Genomic DNA, 24,193 nt, shown 5'->3' with positions numbered 1-24,193 from the left:
ATGAAGAATCAAAGAATGAATAAAACAGATAAAATTTATATTGCCGGCCACCGCGGAATGGTGGGTTCTGCTATCTTGCGTAACCTCGAAAGCCAGGGTTTTGACAACATTGTCACTCGCACATCTAAAGAATTAGATTTGAGAGACGCTTTAGCTGTAGCTGAATTTTTCAAAACCGAAAAACCAGATTATGTATTTTTGGCGGCCGCAAAGGTGGGTGGTATTGTGGCCAATAATACCTACCGGGCGGATTTTTTATATGAAAACCTGATGATCCAAAATAATGTGATTCATCAGGCCTACCTTAGCAATGTCTCTAAATTGATGTTTTTAGGTTCATCCTGCATTTATCCGAAGATGGCACCCCAGCCATTGAAAGAAGAATATTTATTAACTGGCGAGCTGGAACCCACCAATGAGCCTTATGCGATTGCGAAGATTGCGGGCATCAAAATGTGCGACGCCTATCGTGACCAGTATGGCTGCAATTTTGTATCTGTGATGCCGACCAATCTTTACGGCCCAAATGACAATTATGATTTAAACAATTCACATGTATTGCCTGCAATGTTACGTAAGTTTATTGTAGCTAAGCAAAACAAAGATCAAAGTGTAACCATCTGGGGTACAGGAACACCGAAACGGGAGTTCTTACACGCCGACGATTTAGCAGAAGCCTGTGTGTATTTAATGAATCACTACAATGAGCCTGGCTTGGTGAATATTGGTGTGGGTGAAGACGTATCAATCCTGGATTTAGCTAGGTTGGTAAAGGAGATAGTGGGATTTGAGGGGGAGATTCTAACAGACACAACTAAGCCAGACGGTACGCCAAGGAAATTGATGGATGTAAGTAAGCTTAATGCAATGGGCTGGAAAGCAAGTACCTCATTAAAGGAAGGCATACAAAAAGTATATAACGAAGTAAAAAATAATGACTGGCAATAATAATACCCATATTCTGATTATGGCCGGCGGTGTCGGTTCACGCTTTTGGCCCAAAAGCCGAAATCATTTTCCCAAACAATTCATCGATATTTTAGGCTTGGGCAAATCCTTGTTGCAGCTGACCTACGAACGGTTTTTAACTATTTGCCCGAATGAGCAGATTTATATTTTAACCAATTCCGATTATGCGGGTTTAGTAAAGGAACAATTGCCAACTATTTTAGAGCAAAACATTTTATTAGAACCAAGTCGCAATAATACAGCGCCCTGTATTGCCTACGCCAGTTACAAAATCTCAAAAAGCAATCCTCAAGCCAATATATTGGTGGCACCTTCGGATCATTTGATTTTGAAAGAAGATGTGTTTTTGCAGAAGGTAGCGCAAGGCTTAGATTATGCGGCCAGTAATGAAGCATTGATTACTTTGGGGATTAGCCCTACAAGGCCGGATACAGGTTATGGGTATATCAAGTTTATTCAAGAGCAAGAAGTAAAGGCTGAGGAGCAAGGATTAGGGAGCAAGGAGCAAGGAGCGGAGATAAGAAAAGTAACTGCTTTTATGGAAAAACCCTCGCTTGAAAAAGCGCAAGCTTATTTAACAAGTGGAGATTACGTATGGAATGCAGGTATTTTTATTTGGTCAGCAAAAGCAATAAAAAATGCTTTTGCAAGTTATGCTCCAGAAATAGCGGCTTTATTTGAAGCAGGTGATGACTATTATAATACAGCAGAAGAGAGCAATTTCATCCTGGAACATTATCCTTCAGCTCCCAATATCTCTATTGACTACGCCATTATGGAAAAGGCAGACAATGTTTATACGATCCCGGCCGATATTGGCTGGTCGGATTTAGGCACCTGGGCATCCTTACATGGCGTGGCCGAAAAAGATCAAAATAACAATGCGATTAGTTGTGCCCAAATAAATATTACAGCCACGGAAGATTGTTTAATTCAGTTACCTGCTGGCAAAGCTGCGGTAATTAAGGGATTAACGAATTTTATTGTAGTTGATGATGGTAAGGTTTTGTTGATCTATCCAAAATCTGATGAACAAGAAATTAAACAAGTAGCTGGACAAATGGTGGCAGATTTTGGAAATGATTTTAGGTAAATGTGCTGTGTTACTTTTTTAGAGGGGTGATAATCCAATTTTATTTAATATAGAGTGATTGTGATTTAATAAAAACCAATTACACTATACTAAAGTCAAGTTCTGGACAACATGATGAGATTTCTCCTCGCAATGCTCGTTCGAAAAGACGGTAATAATGGGTTTAAACGGTAGGACAACCAGTATCCTTTCTTTCCCTCTCTTCAACGAGAGGGATTGTTGCTAGTTTAGTACAAGCACTAAATTGATAGGGTGAGGTTTATCGCTAATTTGTACAAATTTCCTCCCTATACTACAGATGTGAAATCGGTGAAGGTGAGTTCGAAAATACATTATGAAGTAGGCTTATGTGTAATAATTATTATCTTCGCCATTATAAATTATGACTACATATCTATCTGCTTTAATTATATTGGTTGCCTTATTTGCACTGGAGCTTGGCTATTTCCAAATCGCCGATCGATTCAATATCATTGATAAACCCAATCACCGCAGTTCACATACTTCGGTCACCATTCGTGGCGGCGGAATTATCTTTAGTCTGGCAGCGATGATCTCTTTTTTCTGCTTCGGTTTTGCGTTTCCTTATTTTATACTGGGATTGGTGTTGATTAGTTTAATCAGTTTCCTCGATGATATCTTTACGCTAAATAACAAGGTGAGGCTCAGCATTCATTTAATTGCGGTATTATTGATGTTTTATCAATGGGGTCTTTTCGGGCTGGCCTGGTATTGGATTCCATTTGCTCTGATCTTTGTGATTGGGACGATCAATGCCTATAATTTTATGGATGGCATCAATGGCATTACCGGTGGTTATAGTTTAATGGCTGTTGCTACGCTATATTACATCAATGAAAAAGTCATCAGTTTTACTTCTTCAGATTTATTAATCACCATTGCGCTATCCTTATTGGTGTTCAATTTTTTTAATTTCAGGAAGAAAGCCAAATGTTTTGCCGGCGATGTGGGCAGTGTGAGCATTGCTTTTATTATTGTCTTCCTGATTGGCCAATTAATTATTCAAACGGAAAACTTCAACTACATTTTATTACTGTTATTTTATGGCTTAGATGCGGTGAGTACCATCGCCTTCAGGCTGATTAGAAAAGAAAACATATTTGAGGCCCATCGCAGTCACTTTTATCAATATTTAGCCAACCAACTCAAATGGAATCACCTGATCGTTTCGGGCCTATACATGTTGATCCAGTTATTGATTAATCTACTTCTTATCTTTTTGGTCGGTAATCACCTATGGTCGGCACTGTTATTGCTTGGAGCTTCTGGATTTCTATTTCTCACTGTTCGATTTGCAACAGAGGGAAAAGAAAGATTGTTTCATTTGAAGTCGTGATATGAATAAATGGGTAATTTATGGTGGAGGCGGTCATGCCAGGGTGATTGCAGACGCAATTAGATTAAATCAAGACCAGGTAGCTAACTTTTTTGATGATAACGAAGATTTAAAAAAAATGGCTGGCAAGCCTGTTGTCTCCTATCACGAAAACCATATGCCAGAAGCCAAAATGATTATTGGGATCGGGAATAATAAAATTAGAAGAGCGATTACACAATATATTGTACATGAATTTGGCGTGCTGATTCATCCCGATGCGACGGTTTCGGATGATGTTTTGATTGGAGAAGGAACGGTGATTTTGGCGGGTGCGGTAATACAATCTGGCGCTGTAATTGGAAAACACGTGGTGATCAATGCCAATGTAACCGTAGATCATGATGCCATTATTGGCGATTTTTGCAGCATCTACCCGAATAGTTATATTGGTGGAGCAGCAAATATTGGTGCAGGAGTAACGATTGAAGCTTGTACGGCTATTCCTCGTTTGGCCACTATAGATGCCGTTTTTGATATTATGGAGCCAGATTTATTTTAGCTGATTTTAAATGCCTATCTTTACTAAAATTTAGCCTATTGTATTTTGTTTACTCAATTTAATATTGTCCCACGCTGGGTCATTTTCATTCTGGATCTGATCATCTCGTCTTTGTCTTTGGTTTTTGCTTATTCATTAAAGCATAATCTCGATTTAACTGCCGTGGAAATTCCGGAACTTGCCAGGAATCTTCTCGTAATGGGAATGATCACTGTGGCTGTTTTCTTTCATATTAAAACCTTTACCGGCATCATCAGGTATACCAGTGCGCAGGATTCGTTTCGGATTCTCATTTCTGTGGTGATTGCCAACGGTACTTTCTTTGTGATGAATCTGATTGGCATCACCTTTTTCAACTATCCGCTTATCTCCACAACGATTCTAATTACCAATGGCTTAACCAGCTTTCTATTGCTGATGACTTACCGGGTATTGATCAAATACTTTTTTCTTTACATCAAAAACTTAAACCTGGACAAAAAGAAGGTAATTATTTACGGCGCAGGTGAAGCCGGTTTAGCCACGAAACGGACTTTTGATCATGATGGGAGTGTTAATAAAACGATTGTCGCTTTTGTGGATGATGATGTGCGCAAAGTGGGCAAGACTATTGACGGGGTAAAGATTCTGGATGCAGCAACATTGCCACAACTGGTAGATAAACATGAACTGGATGAAATCATTTTTGCTTCATATACCATTCCGATCGAAAAGAAAGATGCGATTGTAGACATTTGCCTGGAGAACGATATCAAGGTACTTAATATTCCGCCATTAGATGTGTGGATGAATGGACAGCTGAAACCGGCACAAATCCAAAAGCTGAATATTGAAGATTTATTAAATCGGAAATCCATTAAGATTGATATTGAAGGCATTGGTCAGATGCTCAATAATAAACGCATTTTAATCACTGGCGCTGCAGGTTCCATTGGGAGTGAGATTGTACGCCAGCTTTCTAAATTTGATGTGGGCTTGATTATTCTTTGCGATCAATCGGAAACGGCTTTGCATGAGCTTTATTTAGAATTAGAAGAAACCAATAGCAGCAAAAACTTTCATGCTTTTGTAGGGGATGTTCGCGATGAGCAACGTATGGATAAGTTATTTGAAACTTACAAACCGCATTACGTTTATCACGCTGCCGCCTACAAACATGTGCCTTTAATGGAAGACAATCCGGCAGAGGCCATTAAGGCCAATGTGTTGGGTACCAAAACCATTGCAGATAAATCAGTGAAATACGGAGTGCAAAAGTTTGTGATGATTTCCACGGATAAGGCGGTTAACCCTACCAACATTATGGGCGCATCTAAACGCATTGCCGAAATTTATGTGCAATCGCTGAATAATTCTTTAAGCACAGATGGCTTTATCTTCAGTAACGGTTTGCAATATATCAATGAACTGAATGTAAAACCCATTACCAAATTTATCACCACCCGTTTCGGAAATGTATTGGGTTCCAATGGCTCCGTGATTCCAAGGTTCAGGCAGCAGATTGAAAAAGGAGGTCCTTTAACGGTCACCCATCCAGAGATTACCCGTTATTTTATGACGATTCCAGAAGCTTGCCGTTTGGTATTGGAGGCAGGTTGTATGGGGAAAGGTGGGGAAATTTTTGTATTCGATATGGGTAAATCGGTCAAGATTGTGGAACTGGCCAAAAAGATGATTCGCCTGGCCGGTTTAGAGCCCAATGTAGATGTGATGATCGAATATTCGGGTTTGAGGCCAGGAGAAAAACTCTACGAAGAATTACTTAATGATAATGAGAACACCTTGCCCACCCATCACGATCAGATTATGATTGGGAAAGTAAGGGAATATGTTTTCGAAGAAGTGGAGCGTCAGATATATGAATTGATTGCTTCAGCCAAATCAGATAACGACAGGCAGGTGGTGATCAACATGAAAAAACTGGTACCAGAGTTTAAGAGTAAGAATTCAATTTTTGAAGAATTGGATCAATTGCCTTAAACCTGAATGATATGATGAAAAATAAGATTTTACTGGCCGTTATGGTTTTTTTTTTAGCCTCCTGTGCTAAAGAAGTTAAAAATGAACAAGAGGTTTATTTTAACGATTTTGAAGGTCAGAACACGAAGGGGATCTCAAATGCCCTTGCCGAAAAATACAACGGATCAACCGTTTTAGGCCGTTATAATTCATCCGGTTTCGATTTAACTCTGAATGACCTTCCCGCTCATAAACTGGTAGAAATTTCCTTCGATTTATATATCCATGATAGCTGGGATGGAAATAAAACCAGCAAAGGTATTGATGGACCCGACATCTGGAAAATGATTGTGGATGGTAATCTTTATATTAATACCACATTTTCAAATGAAGATTGCGACAATAGCGGCTTCTGTCCGCCTCAATCTTATCCGAATGATTACCCCAATGCTTATCATAATCCTAAAAGCGGAGCGAGCAATACCAATCTGCCTGGCGTATGTAATCTGGCTGGCAAAATGGGTGGTACCACGCTTTATAAAATCAAAAAGGTGATTGAACATCAGCAAGCTAATTTGTTGATGCAATGCCGGGATCAACTCATTCAAACCAATGCGCCTGATCCAAAATGTGATGAAAGCTGGTCTATAGATAATCTGACAGTGAAAGTAATTAATTTATGAGAAAGCCGATTCAACTCATGCTCGCCTTGCTGTGTTTGGGCAATCTAGCTTATGGCCAAAGCCTTCCGGTAGGGAGTCAGGCCCTTGAAGATTATTATCGCAGGGCGCAGCTGGCCGGGAAATTAGATTCGACCATATCCTTTACCATCCGACCACTTATACCGTCTGCTGCTTTTAAAATAAAGGATTTTGCCTATCCTGATTCGCTCGAACAACGTTATAATCTTTTGGATGCGGATCATTCAGGCTTTTCAAAGAATGGAAAGCTAAAGTGGCAGTTATTGCCGATGAGTATTCAGTTGCAAACCAATTCCCATCACCCTTACGGTTGGAACGATGGAGCGATGATTCCTGCGAAGGGATTACAGTCTTTGCTTTCGGCGGGGATATATGCTGAATATGGTATACTGAGTGTTCAGTTTAAGCCGGAAGTGTTACTCGCGGCCAACAGTAGCTTCGATACCTTTGATAAAGACCATTACGATGTGATTACCGCCCGTTACTATGATTTTTATAATAACATAGATTTACCCGCCCGTTTCGGAAAATCGGGTATTACCAAAGCGTATTGGGGGCAAAGCAGCATTCGGTTAAATTATAAAGCCTTATCTTTTGGTTTGTCTACTGAGAATTTGTGGTGGGGTCCAGGCTTACGTAACTCATTGTTGATGAGCAATACCGCCCCTGGTTTTAAACACCTGACTTTAAATACACGTAAGCCAATTTCAACTCCTATAGGTTCTTTTGAAGGGCAGATTATTGCAGGCCGTTTGGAAGGCTCCGGTTATGGTGTGCTGGAACCAGAACGGGAATATTTTGGTCAGCCGCTTTATGTGGAAAAACCGAATGATTGGCGCTACCTTAGTGGTTTGGCGATTACCTGGCAACCTAAATGGGTACCTGGTTTATTTTTGGGTTTAACCCGAAGTGCGCAGACTTACAGCAATGGACTAAATAAATTTGGAGATTACTTGCCCTTTTTCTCGTCGAAGAAACAAGAAGCCGCTGCCGAGGCGATTAATAAACGCGACCAACGGAATTCTTATTTTATGCGTTGGTTGTGGACAGAAGAAAAGGCTGAAGTCTATTTCGAGTATGGAAGGAATAACTATTCGGGCAGTAGCAGTGATCTGGCTTTGGAACCGAACGTTTCCCGTGCTTATATATTTGGACTTAGGAAATTGTTTCCTTTCGGATCCAGAAAAGAAGAGCAACTGATGCTGAGTGCTGAAGTGACGCAATTACAGGAAACCGACATCGCTAAGGTGTTAAATTTAGAAAGTTGGTACAGCAGCAAAAGTGTGCGCCACGGCTACACCAACAGAGGGGAAGTTTTAGGTGCTGGGATTGGACCTGGGGCAAACATTCAATCCCTGGAAGTGAGCTGGGTAAAAGGATTGAAAAGACTTGGAATCAACTTTGAACGGCTGGTGCATAATAATGATTTCTATTATTATGCTTATGTAGATTCGAAAGATTACCGGAGGCATTGGGTTGACTTAAGTGTTGCGGCCAGCGGAGAATGGAATTACAAGAATTTTATTTTTAATGCGAAGCTTCAAGGCATCCAGTCTTTGAATTATCAGTGGTATTTGATACAGGCCCCCGGCGAATTATACATGACGCCAGGAAAGGATGCTTTTAATTTGCAGGTGCAAGCCGGCCTTACCTACCGTTTTTAATTTTGATAATCATGAAGAAGATTTTTAGCATAGGCTTGCTCGCTTTGGTATTGACTTACAGTTTCAATCTGAAGGCACAAACGGTAGCCGTTGGAACTACAATAGAAGATTATTACCGCCGCTTGCAGCTGTTGGGTCAACTGGATTCTTCAATTTCTTTTACCAACAGGCCCATTACTACTGAAGCGATTAAGAAAGATAATATTTTTGATCCGGAAGAACAATTGCTTAGGGAGGGCTGGCTGAAAAAATCAGGACCCGTTCATTTTGCTAAGGGTAAAGGAACATTTCAGATTTTGCCTTTCAGCTGGCAGCAACAATTCAATTCTCACCATCCTTTCGGTTGGAATGACGGACCGATGATTCCAGCGAAAGGCTATCAAACTTTAGTTTCCGGAGGTTTTTTTGCCAAAATAGGACCATTGAGTATTCAATTGAAACCAGAATATGTTTTTGCTCAAAACGCAAAGTTTGAAAGTTATGGCGAAAACCGGAATGATACAGAGCTAGGCGCATATTACGGAGGAAACAACAACTACATTGATAACCCAGAGCGATACGGCAATAATTCTTATTCCAAATTGGGATGGGGGCAGAGTAGCATTCGTTTAACAGTAGGTCCGGCTTCAGTAGGTTTATCCAATGAAAACATTTGGTGGGGCCCAGGCTTGAGAAATAGTTTAATGATGAGCAATAACGCTTCTGGTTTCAAACATGTTACGTTAAATACAGTAAGGCCAGTTAAGACTTATATTGGTTCATTCGAAGGTCAGATTATAGGAGGGCGATTGGAGTCTTCGGGATTCAGTCCTTTGGAGAATACCACATTATCAAGCGGAACTGTTGTATATGATAAGCCCCGTGAAGATTGGCGTTATTTAGGGGGATTGAACATCAGTTACCAACCAAAATGGGTTCCAGGTCTATTTCTAGGATTTACACGAACTTTCATGTCTTATGGAAGTGACTTGAACAAGTTGGCCGATTATGTCCCGTTTTTTATTCCTTTTCAAAAAACCAAAATAGGAGAAGGCGCTGGTGATGACGGTAATGCCCGTGATCAGCGAACTTCGCTTTATGGCAGATGGCTTTTTCCAAAGGCACATGCAGAAGTTTATTTTGAGTATGGCTTGAATGATAATTCTTATGATTTCAGAGACTTTATAGGTTCGCCCGATCACTCCAGGGCTTATCTTTTTGGCATCAAGAAAATGGTTCCATTAAAGAAGCATGAAGGAGAGTTTATCCAATTTAATGCAGAGATTACGCAGATGTCTCAAACCATTGATGGAACTTTGCTAAGATATGCAGGAGGTTTCTACTATCATGGAGAGGTCCGTCAAGGCTATACCAATAATGGAGAAGTTTTAGGTGCTGGATCTGGCACAGGCGGAAATCTGCAATCCTTCGAGCTAAGTTGGGTTAAAGGTTTCAAGAAGCTTGGTTTATCTTTTGATCGTTTGGAACACAACCGCGATTTTTATGACAATGCTCGTTTTGCAGCCGCCAAAGGTGGTAGCAGAAGCTGGGTAGATTTTGCTTTCGCTGCAGTTGGTGAATGGAATTACAAAAACCTTTTGTTTAACGCCAAGCTCCAGGGCATAAAATCTTTAAATTACCAGTGGAGGCAAAAGGATCTTACGGAGAGCCAATATTATATTCCGCATAATACTGTATATAATTTTCAAGGACAGTTAGGGGTTACTTATCGGTTTTAGATTTGTAAATCTACAGATAAAGAGGCTGTAGCTATAGATATTTTTGTCACCCTGAGCTTGTCGAAGGACCTATTTAAATACACTTTAAAGTGTTTCGACATACTCAACATAACATATCCTGGAGGGTTGGGGTTACAAATCCCGACCAGCTGGAAACCTCTACTTGTAATCCTGAGCTTGTCGAAGGACCTGTTCAAATACGCTTTGAGGTGTTTTGACAGGCTCAACATGACAGCTTCGGGAGAGACGGGATTACAAAATCCTGATTAGCTGGAAACCTCTACTTGTCATCCTGAGCTTGTCGAAGGACCTGTTCAAATACGCTTTGAGGTGTTTTGACAGGCTCAACATGACAGCTTCGGGAGAGACGGGATTACAAAATCCTGATTAGCTGGAAACCTCTACTTGTCATCCTGAGCTTGTCGAAGGACCTGTTCAAATACGCTTTGAGGTGTTTTGACAGGCTCAACATGACAGCTTCGGGAGAGACGGGATTACAAAATCCTGATTAGCTGGAAACCTCTACTTGTCATCCTGAGCTTGTCGAAGGACCTGTTCAAATACGCTTTGAGGTGTTTTGACAGGCTCAACATGACAGCTTCGGGAGAGACGGGATTACAAAATTCTGATTAGCTGGAAACATCTGCTTGTCATCCTGAGCTTGTCGAAGGATCTATTAAAATAAGCTTTAAGGTGTTTCAAACTCAACATGACAGATCTGGAGAGACGGGATTACAAATGCTCATTAGCTGAAAACATCTACTTGTCATCCTGAGCTTTTCGAAGAACCTGTTCAAATACACTTTAAGGTGTTTCCACAGGCTCAACATGACAGATCGGAGAGTTGGGATTAAGGTGTTTCGACAGGTTCGGTGCCGATAGGCGGGCGTGGGTTCTATTGAGCCTCTAACTCAGGTTTCTTCCTTATTAACAAAATTAAACAAAACAGGGCGCCAATCACAAGGCCGCCTATCGCGATTCCGCTAGCGTACCTCATCCGGTTTTTCTTTAATGGCAGTTCAGGTTCATCTACTATTTGGAAAGTTGGCGTTTCCTGCATCAGCATAGACCTGCTTACTTCCAGGTTTTTAATAATTTCAGAATAGATGGTTTGAAGCACTCTTTTATCGCGTTCCTGAAGCTCAGCACCTACACCTAAAGTTGCAAACGCCGGGTTTGCATCCAGCATAATGGCATTGGCACCGGCAGCTGCATAAGTTTTTCTATTGAGCAATCTTCCGATACTATCAGCACGGCTTTGAAACCTGTTTACATTAGTCCGTAACCGCTTGGTCTTTGTTTCAATGTAAAACCTGGTCGCCTCATCAATGAGTCTGGTACAAATTAAACTGGCCAGTTCTTCATTTTTAAGTGTTGCTGTAAGTGCAAAGAAACCAAGTTTTTTATCCGGTTTGCTGACAGAAAGTTCTTTTTCAGCAAGTTTTCTGATCATTTCATGTAGCAAACTATCTTGTAACCGGCTGTAATTCCTGGTATCTGGTGGAAACATGATCGTTTCCTTTTTGACGTTGGTTTTTAAATCTTTCCAATCTGCCTTAAGTTTATAAGCATCGGCATATTTATCGGCCAAAGTATATTTGCCTCCACTATCCAAAGGTGTCAGAAGCGTTTGTTTCAGCATTTTTTGACTGGTAAGGAGCTGAAGCACATTATCTCCTGCAAGTACCCCACTGGTTCCACCTGTTAATCCGCCAATATCAAAGCCCATTTGGCCAGCAAGTGAAGATAGCAATCCACCCCCGCCCGATTTACCCTCTTCTACAACAAAGGTAAGCTTTGCCGTATAGGTAACTGGCCAAAGGTAAGCCATAACCGCACCTAAGGCACCACCGATTAATCCTATTATCAGAATTCTGATTTTGAACTTCCAAAGGTAATTAAGATCTTTTTTACGGGCACTGATCATTTTTGCGAAAGAAAAATCTTCCTCAGCCGTGATGTATTTTTTATCGTTTTCAGCAACTGACATAATTTATTTAAATAAGATGGCAATTAAACTTACGATGCCAGTTAATGCAGACGCTATAGTGGTAATCTCTGCGAAGCCCAGTTTGTTTTTGCCAGTCTTTTCCGGAACAATTATTTGGCTACCCGCTGTTACTTTTGGATAGTTTTTGATAAACAGGAAGCTCTTTACCGGAGCGTTTATGCCATTAGGATATTTAATATAGGCGCCTTTTAACCTTGCACTCTCGGTAATACCTCCTGCTGCATCAACATAATATTTGAAATTTGAATTGGCGTATCTCAATAGTTGTGGGTTATTTACTGCACCATTCACTTCTACAAAAGGTTGGTTTTTAGGAATGAAGAGACTATCTCCAGGCATTAAAATGGTCGCATCTTTGGCCTGTCTTTTTCTTTTTCCTGTTAAATCCATATCTACCCGTACGCCATTCCTGTAAACCTGAGTGTTTTCAAGCGAACCCATTGGGGTAATTCCACCGGCACGTTTAATAAATTCCATTCCTGTTTCATCTCTTCTTTGCTGCGCATAATCGCCCGGAAATAGTACCTCTCCTTGTACCTTTACATTGCCAATAGAACGATAGTTGACCAAGCGGGGCACATAGATGTAATCAAGAGGTTCTAAGAGGAAATTTCCATCTGAAGTACTCAGTGCCGAATCCAGATTCAGCGTAATGATATTAACCAGCTTATTGGATAAGGTATCGGTCAGATCTTTTACTAATCTGGATATTTCAATTCTATGATTTGCTGCATCATTCTGGAACCCTTTAGCCATGCTTACTACATCTGCAACACTCATCCCTTTTCTATACTGGAAGGTGCCCGGTGCCCGAACATAACCAGCGATGCTAATGGAGGTTTCATCTCTGAGATCTTTGGTGGAGGTGATAAATACCGAATCTTCTCTCATTAATGCAATATCCTGTATCTTTCCAGACATTATATTTCCTAAATTAAAGGAAATCATTTCCTTTTCCAGGCTTGGTGTAATCCTTTTAATATAACCATTTCCTAAGTTAGCATCATCCCGAAGCCCATCGGCTTTGGCGATTAATGATTTTAGGGTAACCCCTTGATTCAACTCAAATGTACCAGGTCTATATACGGCTCCTTCTATCACCACGCGATTAGCAAAGCGTTCCAATATGGCGCCAATATAAACTGAGTCTGCGTTTTTTAAGGTATAGCGATCAAACATATCTGAAGAAATATCTTTAACGCTTCTTTCCTTTGGCCCAACTTGAGTAACCTTTGCTATTCCTTTATAGGCCAGATCTGCAAAACCTCCTGCATAAGTAATTAAATCGGCCAGCGTTTCTGCGTTTTTAAGTTCATAACTACCTGGTCTTTTTACCGCACCGTCTATGGCAACTCTGGTATCATATACTGGTATCCTGATCACATCCTGATCCCGCAGACTTACATTTTCGCTTTGAATTCCCTTTTGAAGAAAATTGTATAAGTCAACGGTTTGAATAACCCGGTTATTTCTAATCAATTCAATTTTACGCAATGAACCGCGATAGGTAGGGCCACCACTTTGGTACAAGGCATTAAAAAGTGTTGATAAAGACGAAACGGTATAGGTGCCTGGTGTGGCCACGTCGCCGATGATGGTAACCCTGATGCTTCTAACTGTTCCTAAATTCACAGTCAATTTGGTTTGTCCGGATGATAGCGCTGGATAAGCCTTGGCCATTTTCGCTCTGATTTGACTCGTTGCTTGTTCAATACTTAAGCCATTCACATAAACTAAACCCGCATATGGAATTTTTACAGTTCCTTCGGGGCTCACTTTGGCATTGGTGGTACTTTCGTTTACTCCTGTTAGCAAAATAGCCAATTCATCATCTGGGCCTAAGACATAATTTTTAGGTGTTGCAATTCTAATATTGGGTTCAAACTTGATGTTTGGGTTGCTAAAAAACTCGTAACCATATATTGGGCTGCTTTTCTTTATCGGCTTTGCTTCGGTGATTCTGGTGGTATCGCGGTTTTGATTTCCCTGAGGCTTAGCAGCCGGAGTACTGGTAGCGGCCGCCTTTGCCGTTTTTCCTCCGGAAGAGAGTTCGGCAAGTCGTTCTTTGTATTTGTCAACTTCTGCAGGATCCATGCCTCTTGCCACAAGTAATTTAATTGCATCAGCTTCGGAAATTCCAGAAGCCTCAAATCTTTTCGATATCTCCAGAATTTGTGCATCAGATAACTGTTCAACCCTCACTTTACTCAGATTATCGACAGATATTTGTGCGAATAATGACGTAGTGGCCAATAACATAACCAATAGAAAAGCACAGTAGATAAATTTTAAGCGCATGAATTGAATTTTAATGGTAATATAGCTGCAAATATAAGTTAAAAACTGATGCATCGTTTATGATGAATAGGTTATTTCGCGGTAAAGACCGCTGTGCAAAGCCGTTGATTTTATATCACTTATCAATATCGAGCAGTGGAATGAAAGGCCATAATCATCTTTAAAATTTGAAGGAGTAGGCAAAACTATTTTTTACTCAACAGTTTCGCCATCTCGTTTTTATAGGCTTGAGTAATTTTTTCCCAATTGTATTTTTCTGTTAATCCTAAGCTCACCTTGTCTTTTAATTCCTGGATTTTTTCAGGTTCAGACTCCATCTTTTCGAGCATGCAACCCACTGAGTCAGCATTCTCATCAAAGAAAAACCCATATTCACCGTTATTTAACATTTCACGGTTGAAAATGGTATCTAAGGCTAAAATAGCGCAGTGGTTAGACATTGCTTTTAGCATGGCCGGGTTTGTTCCCCCGTATTTGTGTCCGTGGATATAAGAAAAGGCATTTTGATAGAGTGCCATTAGTTCATCCTGGTCTTTAACATAGCCCAAAAATATGAGGCGTTCATTTTGAGTGGCCTTTAAATCAGAAGCGTATTTATCGGTATAAGGAACATCGCCAACAATAACCATTTTTTTGGTTGATTGAGATTCCAGGAAGCCTCTAATGATCAAATCAGCATTATTGTCTGGAACCAGGCGGCCTACGATAAGATAATAATCTTCTGCTTTGAGGCCGAAGCGATCGATTGAATTTAATGCAGCCTTTTTATAGTCCGGTGCGCCGTAAGCAATCACGGTAGAATCTTTATTGAATTCTTCTAGATAGACTTGTCTCATTCCTTCGGCATCGGTAATGATTTTGTCGTAAAGAATGGTAGCCGCTTTTGCTGCCCAGTAGAAATATTTTGCACCCAGGCCCTGCCATTTTGGTCTTAACCATTCCAGGCCATCTACATTAATCATGGTTTTTTTTCCGGTAATCTTTGGAATCCAACCCATAGGCCCAGCAGCAAGATTGACTACAAGCAATACATCTGCTTTGCTGAAAGTTGCATGTATAATTGAAAAAAAGGAATGGATGATTTGGTTTAAAGATTTTTGCGGAAGCGTTGGGATATAATGAAGGTATATTCCATTTACTTGCTTCGGAAAGGTATTAAAAAGATTTTTTTGACAGTAAATATGTACTTCAACATCCTGCTTGACCAATCTTTCGCTTAACTCTTTTACAAAGGTTTCAAAGCCTCCATACACGTAAGGATAACCCCTAGACCCTATAATTGCAATTCTCATTTATATATTTTGTAATGCAGGAATTATTTTCGTTAACCCTTCGAAATAATGCTGTTGGTTAAATAATTTCTCTGCATGTATTTTTGCATTTTTCGCGAATTTAGTAATTAAAGCATCATTGTAGAACAATGTATTGATTTTATTTGCTAAATCTAGCGCATTCGCGGGCTCAAACAGTAGCCCTGTTTCATTGTGAATTACGGTTTCAGGGATTGCACCAATGTTTGATCCAATTACAGGCTTACCCAATAACATGGCTTCGATAATGGTAAACCCCAAAACCTCATACCACTCAGATGGGCAGACTAAAAAAGAAGATTTTTTAAGTAGAGCCCAAACTTCTTCTTTGCTTTTTTTACCCAGAAACTCAACATTTATTAAGTTATTGTCTTGAGCAAATTGCGCTAGTTCATCTTCCTGAGTACCGTATCCGATGATTTTTAACGTTATTTCTGGGTGAGATTTCATCGCATTTAACAGCGTATGTACACCCTTTATTTTTTCCAGCCTCCCCACATAAATAATATATTTTTGGGCTGCTGCATCAGATAGATTCAGGTTAATCACTTCCGAAAAATCATATCCATGATACAGGTGGTGAAGCTTTTCTTTGAAGAAGTTAAATGACTTAAATTTCTCGTACGAGAATTTAGAAGGACAAATAAAATGATCTACATCTTTGTAATAGCCACGCAAATGATGTACATAATTCTCAACGGATGCGGCTATGCTGGGAAGTAAACTGTTTTTCTTACACTTTTTAATAACAGCGTGATAGAATTTGCCACCTTTGCAAGCTTCGCAAATTTTATCATTGCTTACAAACGTACTTTCAGGGCAAATCGGTGTGTAGTCATGTAGCGACCAAATGATGGGGATATTTCTTTTTTTTAAAGTTTTTAAGATGCTGGGCGTAAGGTAGTGATTGATCAGGTTAAGATGGGCAAGGCCGATATCTACCTCATCAAGCAGCTTTTCCAGGCATTGTTGTGCCTCTTTTGAATAAATACTATTCGATACAATTTTAAAACCTGCAGTCAGTTTTTTATCTGCGTTTAAGGCTTTATAATTAATATTGCTGATAAAATATTTTTGATAAACAGATGGAAAGTTGCGTTCATCCTGCATGGAAAAGGGAATAACCGTATGGCCATGATCTTCATAAATTTTGGTCACATTTTCTATGTACGTCCAATCTCCTCCGCTTGGAAACCAAGTCCAGTTTGCAACTAAAATATTCATTTATTTGATTGCTTTACTGCATATAAACGAATAATGCCACCTTTATTAAACATCGCTGAGAACAATTCGAGCAGTATAGCAAAGGGTAGAGCAAGCAAAAGGCTAACCATCAACAACACTGTTTTTTGTTGTTTTAAATCAGCAATCAGGAAACCTTTGTATCCAAACCAGCTAAAAATAGTTTGCACCATTCCAACAATTCCGAGGTGCAGCGAGAAATAGGAGGTAGCTATTATTTTGCAATTATTCTCCTCTACAAGTTGCTGAATCCTTTTTGGTTTGAAGTGGCTTAAATGCCTCGGTACATCGAGATGCATCCATCTGTTTCCTGCCCATTTCGATTGCCAGCTATCAAAATTTGGAACTTCGATAACGAGTAAACCGTCATCTTTTAAATTTTCATTAACAAGATTGCTTAGAAAATTATTTGAAAGATGGATGTGCTCCAATACGTGAAACATGGTCAACACATCAAACTGTTTTCCAAAAACGGAACCAAATGTATAGTATTCTGTGTTAATGTCCAGGTCAAAATGTGTTTTTGCATAGTTCGCACGAGGCATAGAACTCTCAATGCCTTTTACAATGAAGCCCTTTTGCTTGGCGAAGTGCAAAAATAGTCCCTTTCCCGAGCCGAAATCTAATAAGCTTGCTGGATGGCTATGGACATGCTGTTTTATTTTGTGGAGAACCAGATTGTATTCGGCTTTCTGAATTTTAAAGAAAATACTTTCCTTGGTATCTCTTACCGTATAATCTTTCTCATCATAATAAGAGGAAATATCGATTTCATGATCAACATAGGTGTAATGATGAAGGCATTTGTCACATTCCCTGATCTCATATTCTTCACCTGAAATCGTTTTAACCTTAAATAGAATGGTATTTAATTGGGTTTTTTCGTTCAAACAAATGGGACAGGTAATGTTTATCATAATTTATCTCCAGTATATTTCTATATGGATTTTAGCGGGCAAAGTTAGCAAAAAATATGCTACTGAATACGTTCAAATTCCTGGAGTAAAGATTTGGCTGTTTTCTCCCAGGAAAATAGCTTTAAACGCTCCCTACCTTTGTTGATTAGCGTTGCTCTCAATGAGTCGTTGTTCAATGCCATTTCAATTTTAGCTGCTATATCGTCAATGGAAAACGGATCGAAGGTGAGCACGGCTTCGCCGCCAATTTCTGGCAGGGCGGTATTATCGGCTACAAGTACGGGCAAACTGTATTTGAAAGCTTCTAGTATCGGGATGCCAAAACCTTCGTTAGTAGATGGGAAAACGTATAGATGCGCATGTTGGTAGATTGCGGACAGTTCCTGGTCTGAAAGATATCCCGGGAAAATGATATCCTGCTCACATTGAGATTCAGCTAGCGCTTTGTTAATTTCCTCGCTATCATCACTAAACATTTTCTTCTCTATTTTTCCGGCTAAAACTAGCTTCAAATCGTCATTGCCTCTCTGTTTTACTTTTGCAAAGGCACGAATAAGGGCAGGAATGTTTTTTCGTTTATTCATTACCCCAACATGGAGAATATATTTTCCAAAATGATTTTTTGATGGAAAATCAACGAAAGTTCCAAGAGATTTCGGTCCTTCATAAATTACAGGCATTTTTTCTATTGCGATGTTGGTGTATTTATGGATTTGCTGTCTGGCGAACCTACTGGGTGTGATCACTAAAGGTGAGCACCTTGCTGCAGGTATTGCTGTTGCCAACGTAAGTTTAAGCCAAAGTTTGTTAAAATGTTCGGGGCTTTCAAAGAAAAATGCATCGTGAAAAACCGGAACGGTTTTATAGCCTAACTTTAACATTGGCACCACATTATCCGTACAGAAAAGTACATCAACACCTTTAAGCCAGGCTTTAATTGGCAAGCTTACTTGTTTCCAAAATTGATACCTCAAATGTCCGAGGAGTTTAAGCAGTTTATGGTTGCCCAGGTATGGAGGAAACAATGTATCAAAGAAGTAAAATTGATATCTCGGATTAGTGTTGTGCTTAAATATTTTGCACAATTCTTCGAGGTATGTTTTGGTGCCTGTTTGTGCAACCTGAAGATCTTTTACGTCAATTCCTATTTTTAATGGCTTAGGCATTGGCAGGTTCAATTTCTGTGGATTTATGTTCTATAACTGCAACTTTGGTAGAGATGACGCTTACAAATAAACCGGATAGAAACCAGGTAAAATAAGAAATGTAGGATGATGATTCTATTTCGGATGTTAGCGAAGGAACGATAAAGCCAATCTTAATTAATAATAAAGCAAGGCAGATTTTTTTCTCTTTGCCTTCCAGACGGTGAAACCATTTAATTCCTTCTTTTATAAAAGAGATATAGATAACGAGATATAGTAGAAGCGCCAAAATTCCGGCTTGAACACCAACAATGATGAATTGATTCTCGCCGCCAATGTTTTCTCCTAATGTGCCCCCAATCCTGCCTGATGAACCCAAACCCAGTCCGAGTGGGTTTGAAGCGATCGCTAAAGCACCCTGAATCCATTCCACCAAATGACCAACGCTAGAAGGATTACTGAAATTTAAGGTATTGATAATCACCATTTGAATACCATCATTCTGGTCTTGTTCTTTCGTTAATAAATAAGTGATGTAGATGGCAACTATTGCGGCTCCGGCGTGCACGGTGTTGGTGATAAATTTCCTTTTCGTGATTAATGAATAGGCATAAACTAAGATAAAGTAGCTGGCAAAGGCTGACCTTGAAAACGCGAAAATGATGGAAAATAATGTAGCGCCTAGCGCAATATATCCAAATTTATCGAGTTTTAAGGAGTAATTTTCGGCTGTGTAAAGCGCTGCAAGAACGGATAGCGCAATAATTGTAGCTGATGCAAATTCTAGGGGATTAGCAAAAAAACTGGCAAAACGTTTGTATCCACCCTCAGATTCAAATGTCCACGTTAAGCCAAAATTTCCACTTGGCTCGAGGTTAAAAAGGTAAAAGTTGTAATCAGCATAACCCGTACTCGTTTGTAAATGCTGGTCATTCAAAACTTCTGTGAACATTACCAATGCTGCTGCGATGGAAACCACCAATACATAGTGAAAGTATTTACTAATGTAGATCTCTTCTGATTTAAAAAGACGGCCACAGAAATATACCAGAACAAAGAACGATAAAGTTCTGCAAGCCATTATTCGATCTACCAAACCTTGTTCGCCAATTGGTAAAATGGCATACAGAATAGTATATCCGAAAAATCCGATAATCAGGTAATCGATATAATGAAATTTTATTTTTGTTTTTAATTTCCAGATACTAAAACTCAGTACCACTACAATCAAAATTTCTTTAAAAGACTGGAGGTAGATGATGATGTTCCGTAAACCAAGCATAAAGGTTACTGATAATACGGTTGTGTATATCGAGAGGCCGAAAATGAGAAAAAGCATAAAACCTTCCTTCTTTCCTCTAACAATGTCAGACATGGCCAGGGTAAAGGCAAATAAATACACAAGTGGAAATATGATCATCATGGCCAGATGGAACTTAAAGGTGTAAATAATCCCTCTTTTATTCCCTGGTAAAGATAGGCTGCTTTTTTCTTTCTTCCCCTAATAATAAAATAGCTATACAGCGATACGTAATAAAACGAATCTTTAATAAAAATGATCGGGATGAAAACGGGATTTCCATATCTCCTTACGAACCAGATCTTGTTTCTGCAAAGGTAATAATGGATAACCGGACTTAAAGAACCTTCGCTATTTTTACTTTTCTGCTGACCAGATACGCCTGCTTCATGATAGATTTTTGTACCTGGAAAATAGTATAAATCCCCTAAATTTTTCAAACGGAATGATAAATCTACATCTTCGTAATAGAGGAAAAACTTGCTATTCAATAAACCGGTTTTTTTAAGCGTTTCGTTTCTCATCAGCATGCAACAACCCGTTAACCAATCTACTCTTTCGGGAGATTTTAAACCTTGTCTTTTCTTGCTGTTTTTTGAATAAGTAAAACCGAAAATTTTGTTAAAAAATGAACCTCCATTCCAAAGTTTATCTTTTTGATATAAATAATAAATGGATGGTTGAACGGCGACGGTTTCTGGGTTGTTTTCTAAATGCGCTATTAGTGGGGAAAGAAAGTTTTCGTCAACTTCTGTATCGTTATTGAGTAGAAGCGAGTAGGTATAACCTTTTTCGATGCTGTATCGCAAGGCTGTATTATTTCCTTCTGCAAAACCTAAATTGGTTTTGTTATCGATAAAAATGTGATTCGGGAACTGTTGCTGTAGAATTGATAAAGAATTGTCACTAGAGCCATTATCAGCAATGATAATGTCGTAATCGCCTTCATCACAATATGCTGTAATGGAGGATACGCAGCTGATGGTATGTGCCGGGGTATTCCAATTCAGTATAATGATAGCTACAGGCTTATGCATTTTTGTTGGATGAACGTTTAATTACATAGTTATACATGATTAGTGCACTTCCATCGATTAGAAGCGTATAAGCACCAAACCACTTTTGCAACCCTTGTGTAACGAGAAACCAGGAAGTGAAAGCCGATATGCAGAACAATATGAGTGCAATCCTGAATATAGCTAAGGTGTTATTCTTGAGTAATAAATCGAGCACATTAAGCACGTTTAATGCAGCTAAAAATGGAACAAAGGCCATTACCCTCAAATACATGATGGCGTCCTGGTTTCGTTCGCCTGAAAGTAAGTGTACGAAAATTTCGGGCATGATGAACAATACTAACGATAAAGTTAAGAACATCAATGCGATTAACTTTCCCATTTTGGTTTTATAGACTTTCCATGAATGGATGTTTTCCTTATAAAGCTGAGCTGCTTTAGGATAAATGGCATTTGATACCGATATAATAAGAATCCTGGAAGAACCGATCACTTTGTCGCAAATGGAATATGCGCCCAACCACAGCGGGTTTCCCCATTTTGCCAGGGAGAAGATCATCAACGATTGCTGGAGATGGACAGAAATATTATTAACAGTAAGGAAAAAATTATCTTTTCCAATTTTTGATAATTCTTCTTTATTGGGTAAATGAAGGTTTAACTTATGTTTAATCATGGCATACATTAACAAAACTGCGTAAGCTAGCGTACTGGCTGCACCAATAATAAAATTTACCCATTCTGAATCTTCTGTTCCTTTAATAAAGGCCAGGACGGCCAAAATCACTAAAACCTTAGATATAAGGTTAGCTATATTGTAAATTTTTAACTTTTCAGTGCCCAGGAAAATAAACAATGGGTTTAAAACCTCGGCTAAAACTACAGGCGAGGATAAAAGAATAAATTGATAGTAACGGATGTTGGCCCATTGTAGAGAAAAAATAAGGATAAGGTAGAGGATGAATATAATTGTTCTTACCCAAAGTGTACTAGAAACCACCTGGCTTAATTTGGTATTTTCATTCACATACATGGCCACATCCCTCACGCCAGACTGGTTGGTGCCGTAATTAATTACAATTGATGATAAGCCAGAAAATGTATTTGCTAGGATAACCATGCCAAATGCTTCAATGCCAATTATTCTGGTGATGAGAGGATACATCAACAGTATGAGCAATATGTTAGAAATTTGAATACTGCTTAAATTAAAGAAATTGGAAACTATTTTAGTTTCCTTTAAACCATTTATAAAATTTGATAGAACTTGCTTCAAAACTTTTTGGAAGATGTTTGGCAAATTTATATAAATAAAATAGAACATGGCATTAAAAATGTTTTGCCAGAGGGCTAAGCTTGGCTTGTTTTTTGTTGTTAAGCTTACGAATTTGATGTCGTTTGACGGTTATCTTATCCAAACAACCAACAAATTATCTGTTAACTAAACAAGCTAACTATATTTGCCAAAATTTCTACCACATCAATGATTGAAAGTAATAGTACTTATTTTAAGACGATAAGTATCCTTATAGATCTTCTTCTAGTCAATTTAGCTGGCTATCTAGGATATGCAATTGCTTATGATACTTTCGGTATTGCTGATGGAAGGGGGATTAATTTTCTCCATATCCTGCTCATTAATTTTGTTTGGTTTAATGTTACTCAGATCACCAAAATTTATCAGGACATGTTTGTTAAGGATGCCATTCCTACCATCAAACAATCTTTGTGGAGCCTTGTTTTTTTAGGCGTTATCATCTTCGTTTTGGTTGTCTATCTTCGTGATTTTAACGTATCCAGCCGGTTAATAGTTTATGCAGGGCTTATTTTCGCCCCCTTGTTTCTGATAGGTAAAATTGTTTTTCTCCTTTTAAGGCGATCGAGCAGGGCAAAATTAATTAACTACAAAAAGGTGGTTATTGTTGGGGCCGGACCTTTAGGTTTGGACCTAAAAAATTATTTGGAAAAGCACACCCATTTAGGATATAAAGTGGTTGGCTTTTTTGACGATGCCCCAGAAAAGCAAAACCTTACCTATGTAATTGGAAAAGTGAATGAGTGCATCGACTATGTGAAAGATAGCAATATCAATGAAATTTATTGCGCTTTGCCAGATAGGGCATTGGCTAAAATCGATACGTTAATGCGTCAGGCAGATAAAGCACTTATACGTTTTAAGCTTGTGCCTGATGTAAAAGACTATTTCAAGAAAAACGTAATGGTTCAATTATATGGGCACTTACCTGTTTTAAGCCCGCGTACGGAGCCGCTAGAAATTCTAAGCAACCAGATTATTAAAAGGCTTTACGATGTCGTTTTCTCTCTGTTCATTATCATATTTGTAATGAGTTGGCTAGCCCCTGTTTTGGCTATTTTGATAAAAATGGAGTCGAAAGGCCCCGTTTTTTTTAGACAGCTTAGATCAGGTAAAGATAATCAACCCTTTTACTGCTTAAAATTTAGAAGCATGTATGTGAACAGCGACGCAGACTCAAAGCAAGCCAGTGCAAATGACGCTAGGGTTACCCGCTTAGGAGCCTTTATGCGAAGAAAAAGTATTGATGAGATGCCTCAGTTCTTTAACGTATTAATGGGCGAAATGTCTGTTGTTGGTCCTCGTCCACATATGCTTCAGCATACGGCAGAATACTCTGCACTCATTGATCAGTTTATGGTAAGACATTTTTTATTGCCGGGCATTACGGGTTGGGCGCAAGTGAATGGTTTTAGAGGGGAAACCCGTGAGGATGGCTCGATGGAAGAACGCGTAAAATCAGATATCTGGTATCTGGAAAACTGGTCGTTATTACTCGACCTTAAAATTACATTCCTAACTATTTGGCAGGTTATTTTCGGGCATAAAAATGCGAATTAGGTAAGTTTAAGCCACATTTGAATTATAAAAAGGAGCGAATCAAATAATTTTCCGTCCTTTGCAAAATCATTCAATTA

Annotated in this window: 18 protein-coding genes; 9 read left to right on the top strand and 9 right to left on the bottom strand. The window is 39.1% G+C overall.

Features of this window, described 5'->3' with window-relative positions:
• Positions 1-15 precede the first annotated feature (15 nt).
• The 8 genes from fcl (at position 16) to ACZZZC_RS00305 (ending at position 10,002) form a co-directional block, all read left to right on the top strand.
• Positions 16-948, top strand: coding sequence for a GDP-L-fucose synthase (gene fcl / locus ACZZZC_RS00340; RefSeq protein ID WP_463484313.1), 933 nt, complete (start codon positions 16-18; stop codon positions 946-948).
• A complete protein-coding gene (locus tag ACZZZC_RS00335) occupies positions 935-2,062 on the top strand; it encodes a mannose-1-phosphate guanylyltransferase (protein WP_463484312.1) in 1,128 nt (375 codons plus the stop codon). Before fcl ends, ACZZZC_RS00335 begins: the two co-directional genes overlap by 14 nt.
• 382 nt (positions 2,063-2,444) lie before the next feature.
• Complete coding sequence (locus ACZZZC_RS00330) at positions 2,445-3,419, top strand: MraY family glycosyltransferase (RefSeq protein ID WP_463484311.1); 975 nt, start codon at positions 2,445-2,447, stop codon at positions 3,417-3,419.
• A gap of 1 nt (position 3,420) precedes the next feature.
• Positions 3,421-3,960 carry a PglD-related sugar-binding protein gene (locus ACZZZC_RS00325; protein ID WP_463484310.1) on the top strand — a complete coding sequence of 180 codons (540 nt, stop codon included), beginning with the start codon at positions 3,421-3,423 and terminating at the stop codon, positions 3,958-3,960.
• A gap of 45 nt (positions 3,961-4,005) precedes the next feature.
• Entirely contained in the window at positions 4,006-5,940 is a 1,935-nt protein-coding gene (locus ACZZZC_RS00320) for a polysaccharide biosynthesis protein (RefSeq protein ID WP_463484309.1), read from the top strand.
• A gap of 11 nt (positions 5,941-5,951) precedes the next feature.
• Positions 5,952-6,602: a hypothetical protein gene (locus ACZZZC_RS00315; RefSeq protein ID WP_463484308.1), complete on the top strand. Its 651-nt coding sequence runs from the start codon at positions 5,952-5,954 to the stop codon at positions 6,600-6,602.
• Positions 6,599-8,284, top strand: a complete 1,686-nt coding sequence (locus ACZZZC_RS00310; RefSeq protein WP_463486337.1) for a capsule assembly Wzi family protein — start codon at positions 6,599-6,601, stop codon at positions 8,282-8,284. Before ACZZZC_RS00315 ends, ACZZZC_RS00310 begins: the two co-directional genes overlap by 4 nt.
• Before the next feature lie 11 nt (positions 8,285-8,295).
• Positions 8,296-10,002 carry a capsule assembly Wzi family protein gene (locus ACZZZC_RS00305; protein ID WP_463484306.1) on the top strand — a complete coding sequence of 569 codons (1,707 nt, stop codon included), beginning with the start codon at positions 8,296-8,298 and terminating at the stop codon, positions 10,000-10,002.
• An 895-nt stretch (positions 10,003-10,897) separates the two neighbouring features.
• Here the strand turns inward: ACZZZC_RS00305 and ACZZZC_RS00300 are convergent.
• From ACZZZC_RS00300 to ACZZZC_RS00260, 9 genes are all read right to left on the bottom strand, one after another.
• Positions 10,898-11,992 (bottom strand): hypothetical protein, encoded by a 1,095-nt coding sequence (locus ACZZZC_RS00300; RefSeq protein ID WP_463484305.1) that lies wholly within the window; start codon positions 11,990-11,992, stop codon positions 10,898-10,900.
• A 3-nt stretch (positions 11,993-11,995) separates the two neighbouring features.
• Positions 11,996-14,311: an SLBB domain-containing protein gene (locus ACZZZC_RS00295; protein WP_463484304.1), complete on the bottom strand. Its 2,316-nt coding sequence runs from the start codon at positions 14,309-14,311 to the stop codon at positions 11,996-11,998.
• A gap of 185 nt (positions 14,312-14,496) precedes the next feature.
• Positions 14,497-15,603: a DUF1972 domain-containing protein gene (locus ACZZZC_RS00290; protein ID WP_463484303.1), complete on the bottom strand. Its 1,107-nt coding sequence runs from the start codon at positions 15,601-15,603 to the stop codon at positions 14,497-14,499.
• Positions 15,604-16,845 carry a glycosyltransferase family 4 protein gene (locus ACZZZC_RS00285; RefSeq protein WP_463484302.1) on the bottom strand — a complete coding sequence of 414 codons (1,242 nt, stop codon included), beginning with the start codon at positions 16,843-16,845 and terminating at the stop codon, positions 15,604-15,606. It abuts the gene before it with no gap.
• Complete coding sequence (locus ACZZZC_RS00280; protein WP_463486336.1) at positions 16,842-17,780, bottom strand: class I SAM-dependent methyltransferase; 939 nt, start codon at positions 17,778-17,780, stop codon at positions 16,842-16,844. Before ACZZZC_RS00280 ends, ACZZZC_RS00285 begins: the two co-directional genes overlap by 4 nt.
• A gap of 59 nt (positions 17,781-17,839) precedes the next feature.
• Positions 17,840-18,946 (bottom strand): glycosyltransferase family 4 protein, encoded by a 1,107-nt coding sequence (locus ACZZZC_RS00275; RefSeq protein WP_463484300.1) that lies wholly within the window; start codon positions 18,944-18,946, stop codon positions 17,840-17,842.
• Positions 18,939-20,348 (bottom strand): O-antigen ligase family protein, encoded by a 1,410-nt coding sequence (locus ACZZZC_RS00270; RefSeq protein ID WP_463484299.1) that lies wholly within the window; start codon positions 20,346-20,348, stop codon positions 18,939-18,941. Before ACZZZC_RS00270 ends, ACZZZC_RS00275 begins: the two co-directional genes overlap by 8 nt.
• A complete protein-coding gene (locus ACZZZC_RS00265) occupies positions 20,345-21,262 on the bottom strand; it encodes a glycosyltransferase family 2 protein (RefSeq protein WP_463484298.1) in 918 nt (305 codons plus the stop codon). Before ACZZZC_RS00265 ends, ACZZZC_RS00270 begins: the two co-directional genes overlap by 4 nt.
• Positions 21,255-22,565 carry an oligosaccharide flippase family protein gene (locus ACZZZC_RS00260; RefSeq protein ID WP_463484297.1) on the bottom strand — a complete coding sequence of 437 codons (1,311 nt, stop codon included), beginning with the start codon at positions 22,563-22,565 and terminating at the stop codon, positions 21,255-21,257. The genes ACZZZC_RS00265 and ACZZZC_RS00260 overlap by 8 nt, the downstream gene beginning before the upstream one ends.
• Positions 22,566-22,724: 159 nt before the next feature.
• Here ACZZZC_RS00260 and ACZZZC_RS00255 point away from each other — a divergent pair, with 159 nt between their 5' ends.
• The gene (locus ACZZZC_RS00255; RefSeq protein WP_463484296.1) at positions 22,725-24,116 is read left to right on the top strand and encodes an undecaprenyl-phosphate glucose phosphotransferase; all 1,392 of its coding nucleotides are present in this window, start codon (positions 22,725-22,727) and stop codon (positions 24,114-24,116) included.
• The last annotated feature ends 77 nt before the right edge of the window (positions 24,117-24,193 follow it).

The organism is Pedobacter sp. AC212, assembly GCF_979258625.1.
The sequence above is the reverse complement of the archived record's forward strand: the minus strand, read 5'-3'. Positions and strand labels throughout refer to the sequence as shown.

Coding starts and splice junctions, on each gene's coding strand:
- fcl (WP_463484313.1), top strand. CDS start 16: ATGAATAAAACAGATAAAATTTATATTGCCGGCCACCGCGGAATGGTG.
- ACZZZC_RS00335 (WP_463484312.1), top strand. CDS start 935: ATGACTGGCAATAATAATACCCATATTCTGATTATGGCCGGCGGTGTC.
- ACZZZC_RS00330 (WP_463484311.1), top strand. CDS start 2,445: ATGACTACATATCTATCTGCTTTAATTATATTGGTTGCCTTATTTGCA.
- ACZZZC_RS00325 (WP_463484310.1), top strand. CDS start 3,421: ATGAATAAATGGGTAATTTATGGTGGAGGCGGTCATGCCAGGGTGATT.
- ACZZZC_RS00315 (WP_463484308.1), top strand. CDS start 5,952: ATGATGAAAAATAAGATTTTACTGGCCGTTATGGTTTTTTTTTTAGCC.
- ACZZZC_RS00310 (WP_463486337.1), top strand. CDS start 6,599: ATGAGAAAGCCGATTCAACTCATGCTCGCCTTGCTGTGTTTGGGCAAT.
- ACZZZC_RS00305 (WP_463484306.1), top strand. CDS start 8,296: ATGAAGAAGATTTTTAGCATAGGCTTGCTCGCTTTGGTATTGACTTAC.
- ACZZZC_RS00300 (WP_463484305.1), bottom strand. CDS start 11,992: ATGTCAGTTGCTGAAAACGATAAAAAATACATCACGGCTGAGGAAGAT.
- ACZZZC_RS00295 (WP_463484304.1), bottom strand. CDS start 14,311: ATGCGCTTAAAATTTATCTACTGTGCTTTTCTATTGGTTATGTTATTG.
- ACZZZC_RS00290 (WP_463484303.1), bottom strand. CDS start 15,603: ATGAGAATTGCAATTATAGGGTCTAGGGGTTATCCTTACGTGTATGGA.
- ACZZZC_RS00285 (WP_463484302.1), bottom strand. CDS start 16,845: ATGAATATTTTAGTTGCAAACTGGACTTGGTTTCCAAGCGGAGGAGAT.
- ACZZZC_RS00280 (WP_463486336.1), bottom strand. CDS start 17,780: ATGATAAACATTACCTGTCCCATTTGTTTGAACGAAAAAACCCAATTA.
- ACZZZC_RS00275 (WP_463484300.1), bottom strand. CDS start 18,946: ATGCCTAAGCCATTAAAAATAGGAATTGACGTAAAAGATCTTCAGGTT.
- ACZZZC_RS00270 (WP_463484299.1), bottom strand. CDS start 20,348: ATGATGATCATATTTCCACTTGTGTATTTATTTGCCTTTACCCTGGCC.
- ACZZZC_RS00265 (WP_463484298.1), bottom strand. CDS start 21,262: ATGCATAAGCCTGTAGCTATCATTATACTGAATTGGAATACCCCGGCA.
- ACZZZC_RS00260 (WP_463484297.1), bottom strand. CDS start 22,565: ATGTTCTATTTTATTTATATAAATTTGCCAAACATCTTCCAAAAAGTT.
- ACZZZC_RS00255 (WP_463484296.1), top strand. CDS start 22,725: ATGATTGAAAGTAATAGTACTTATTTTAAGACGATAAGTATCCTTATA.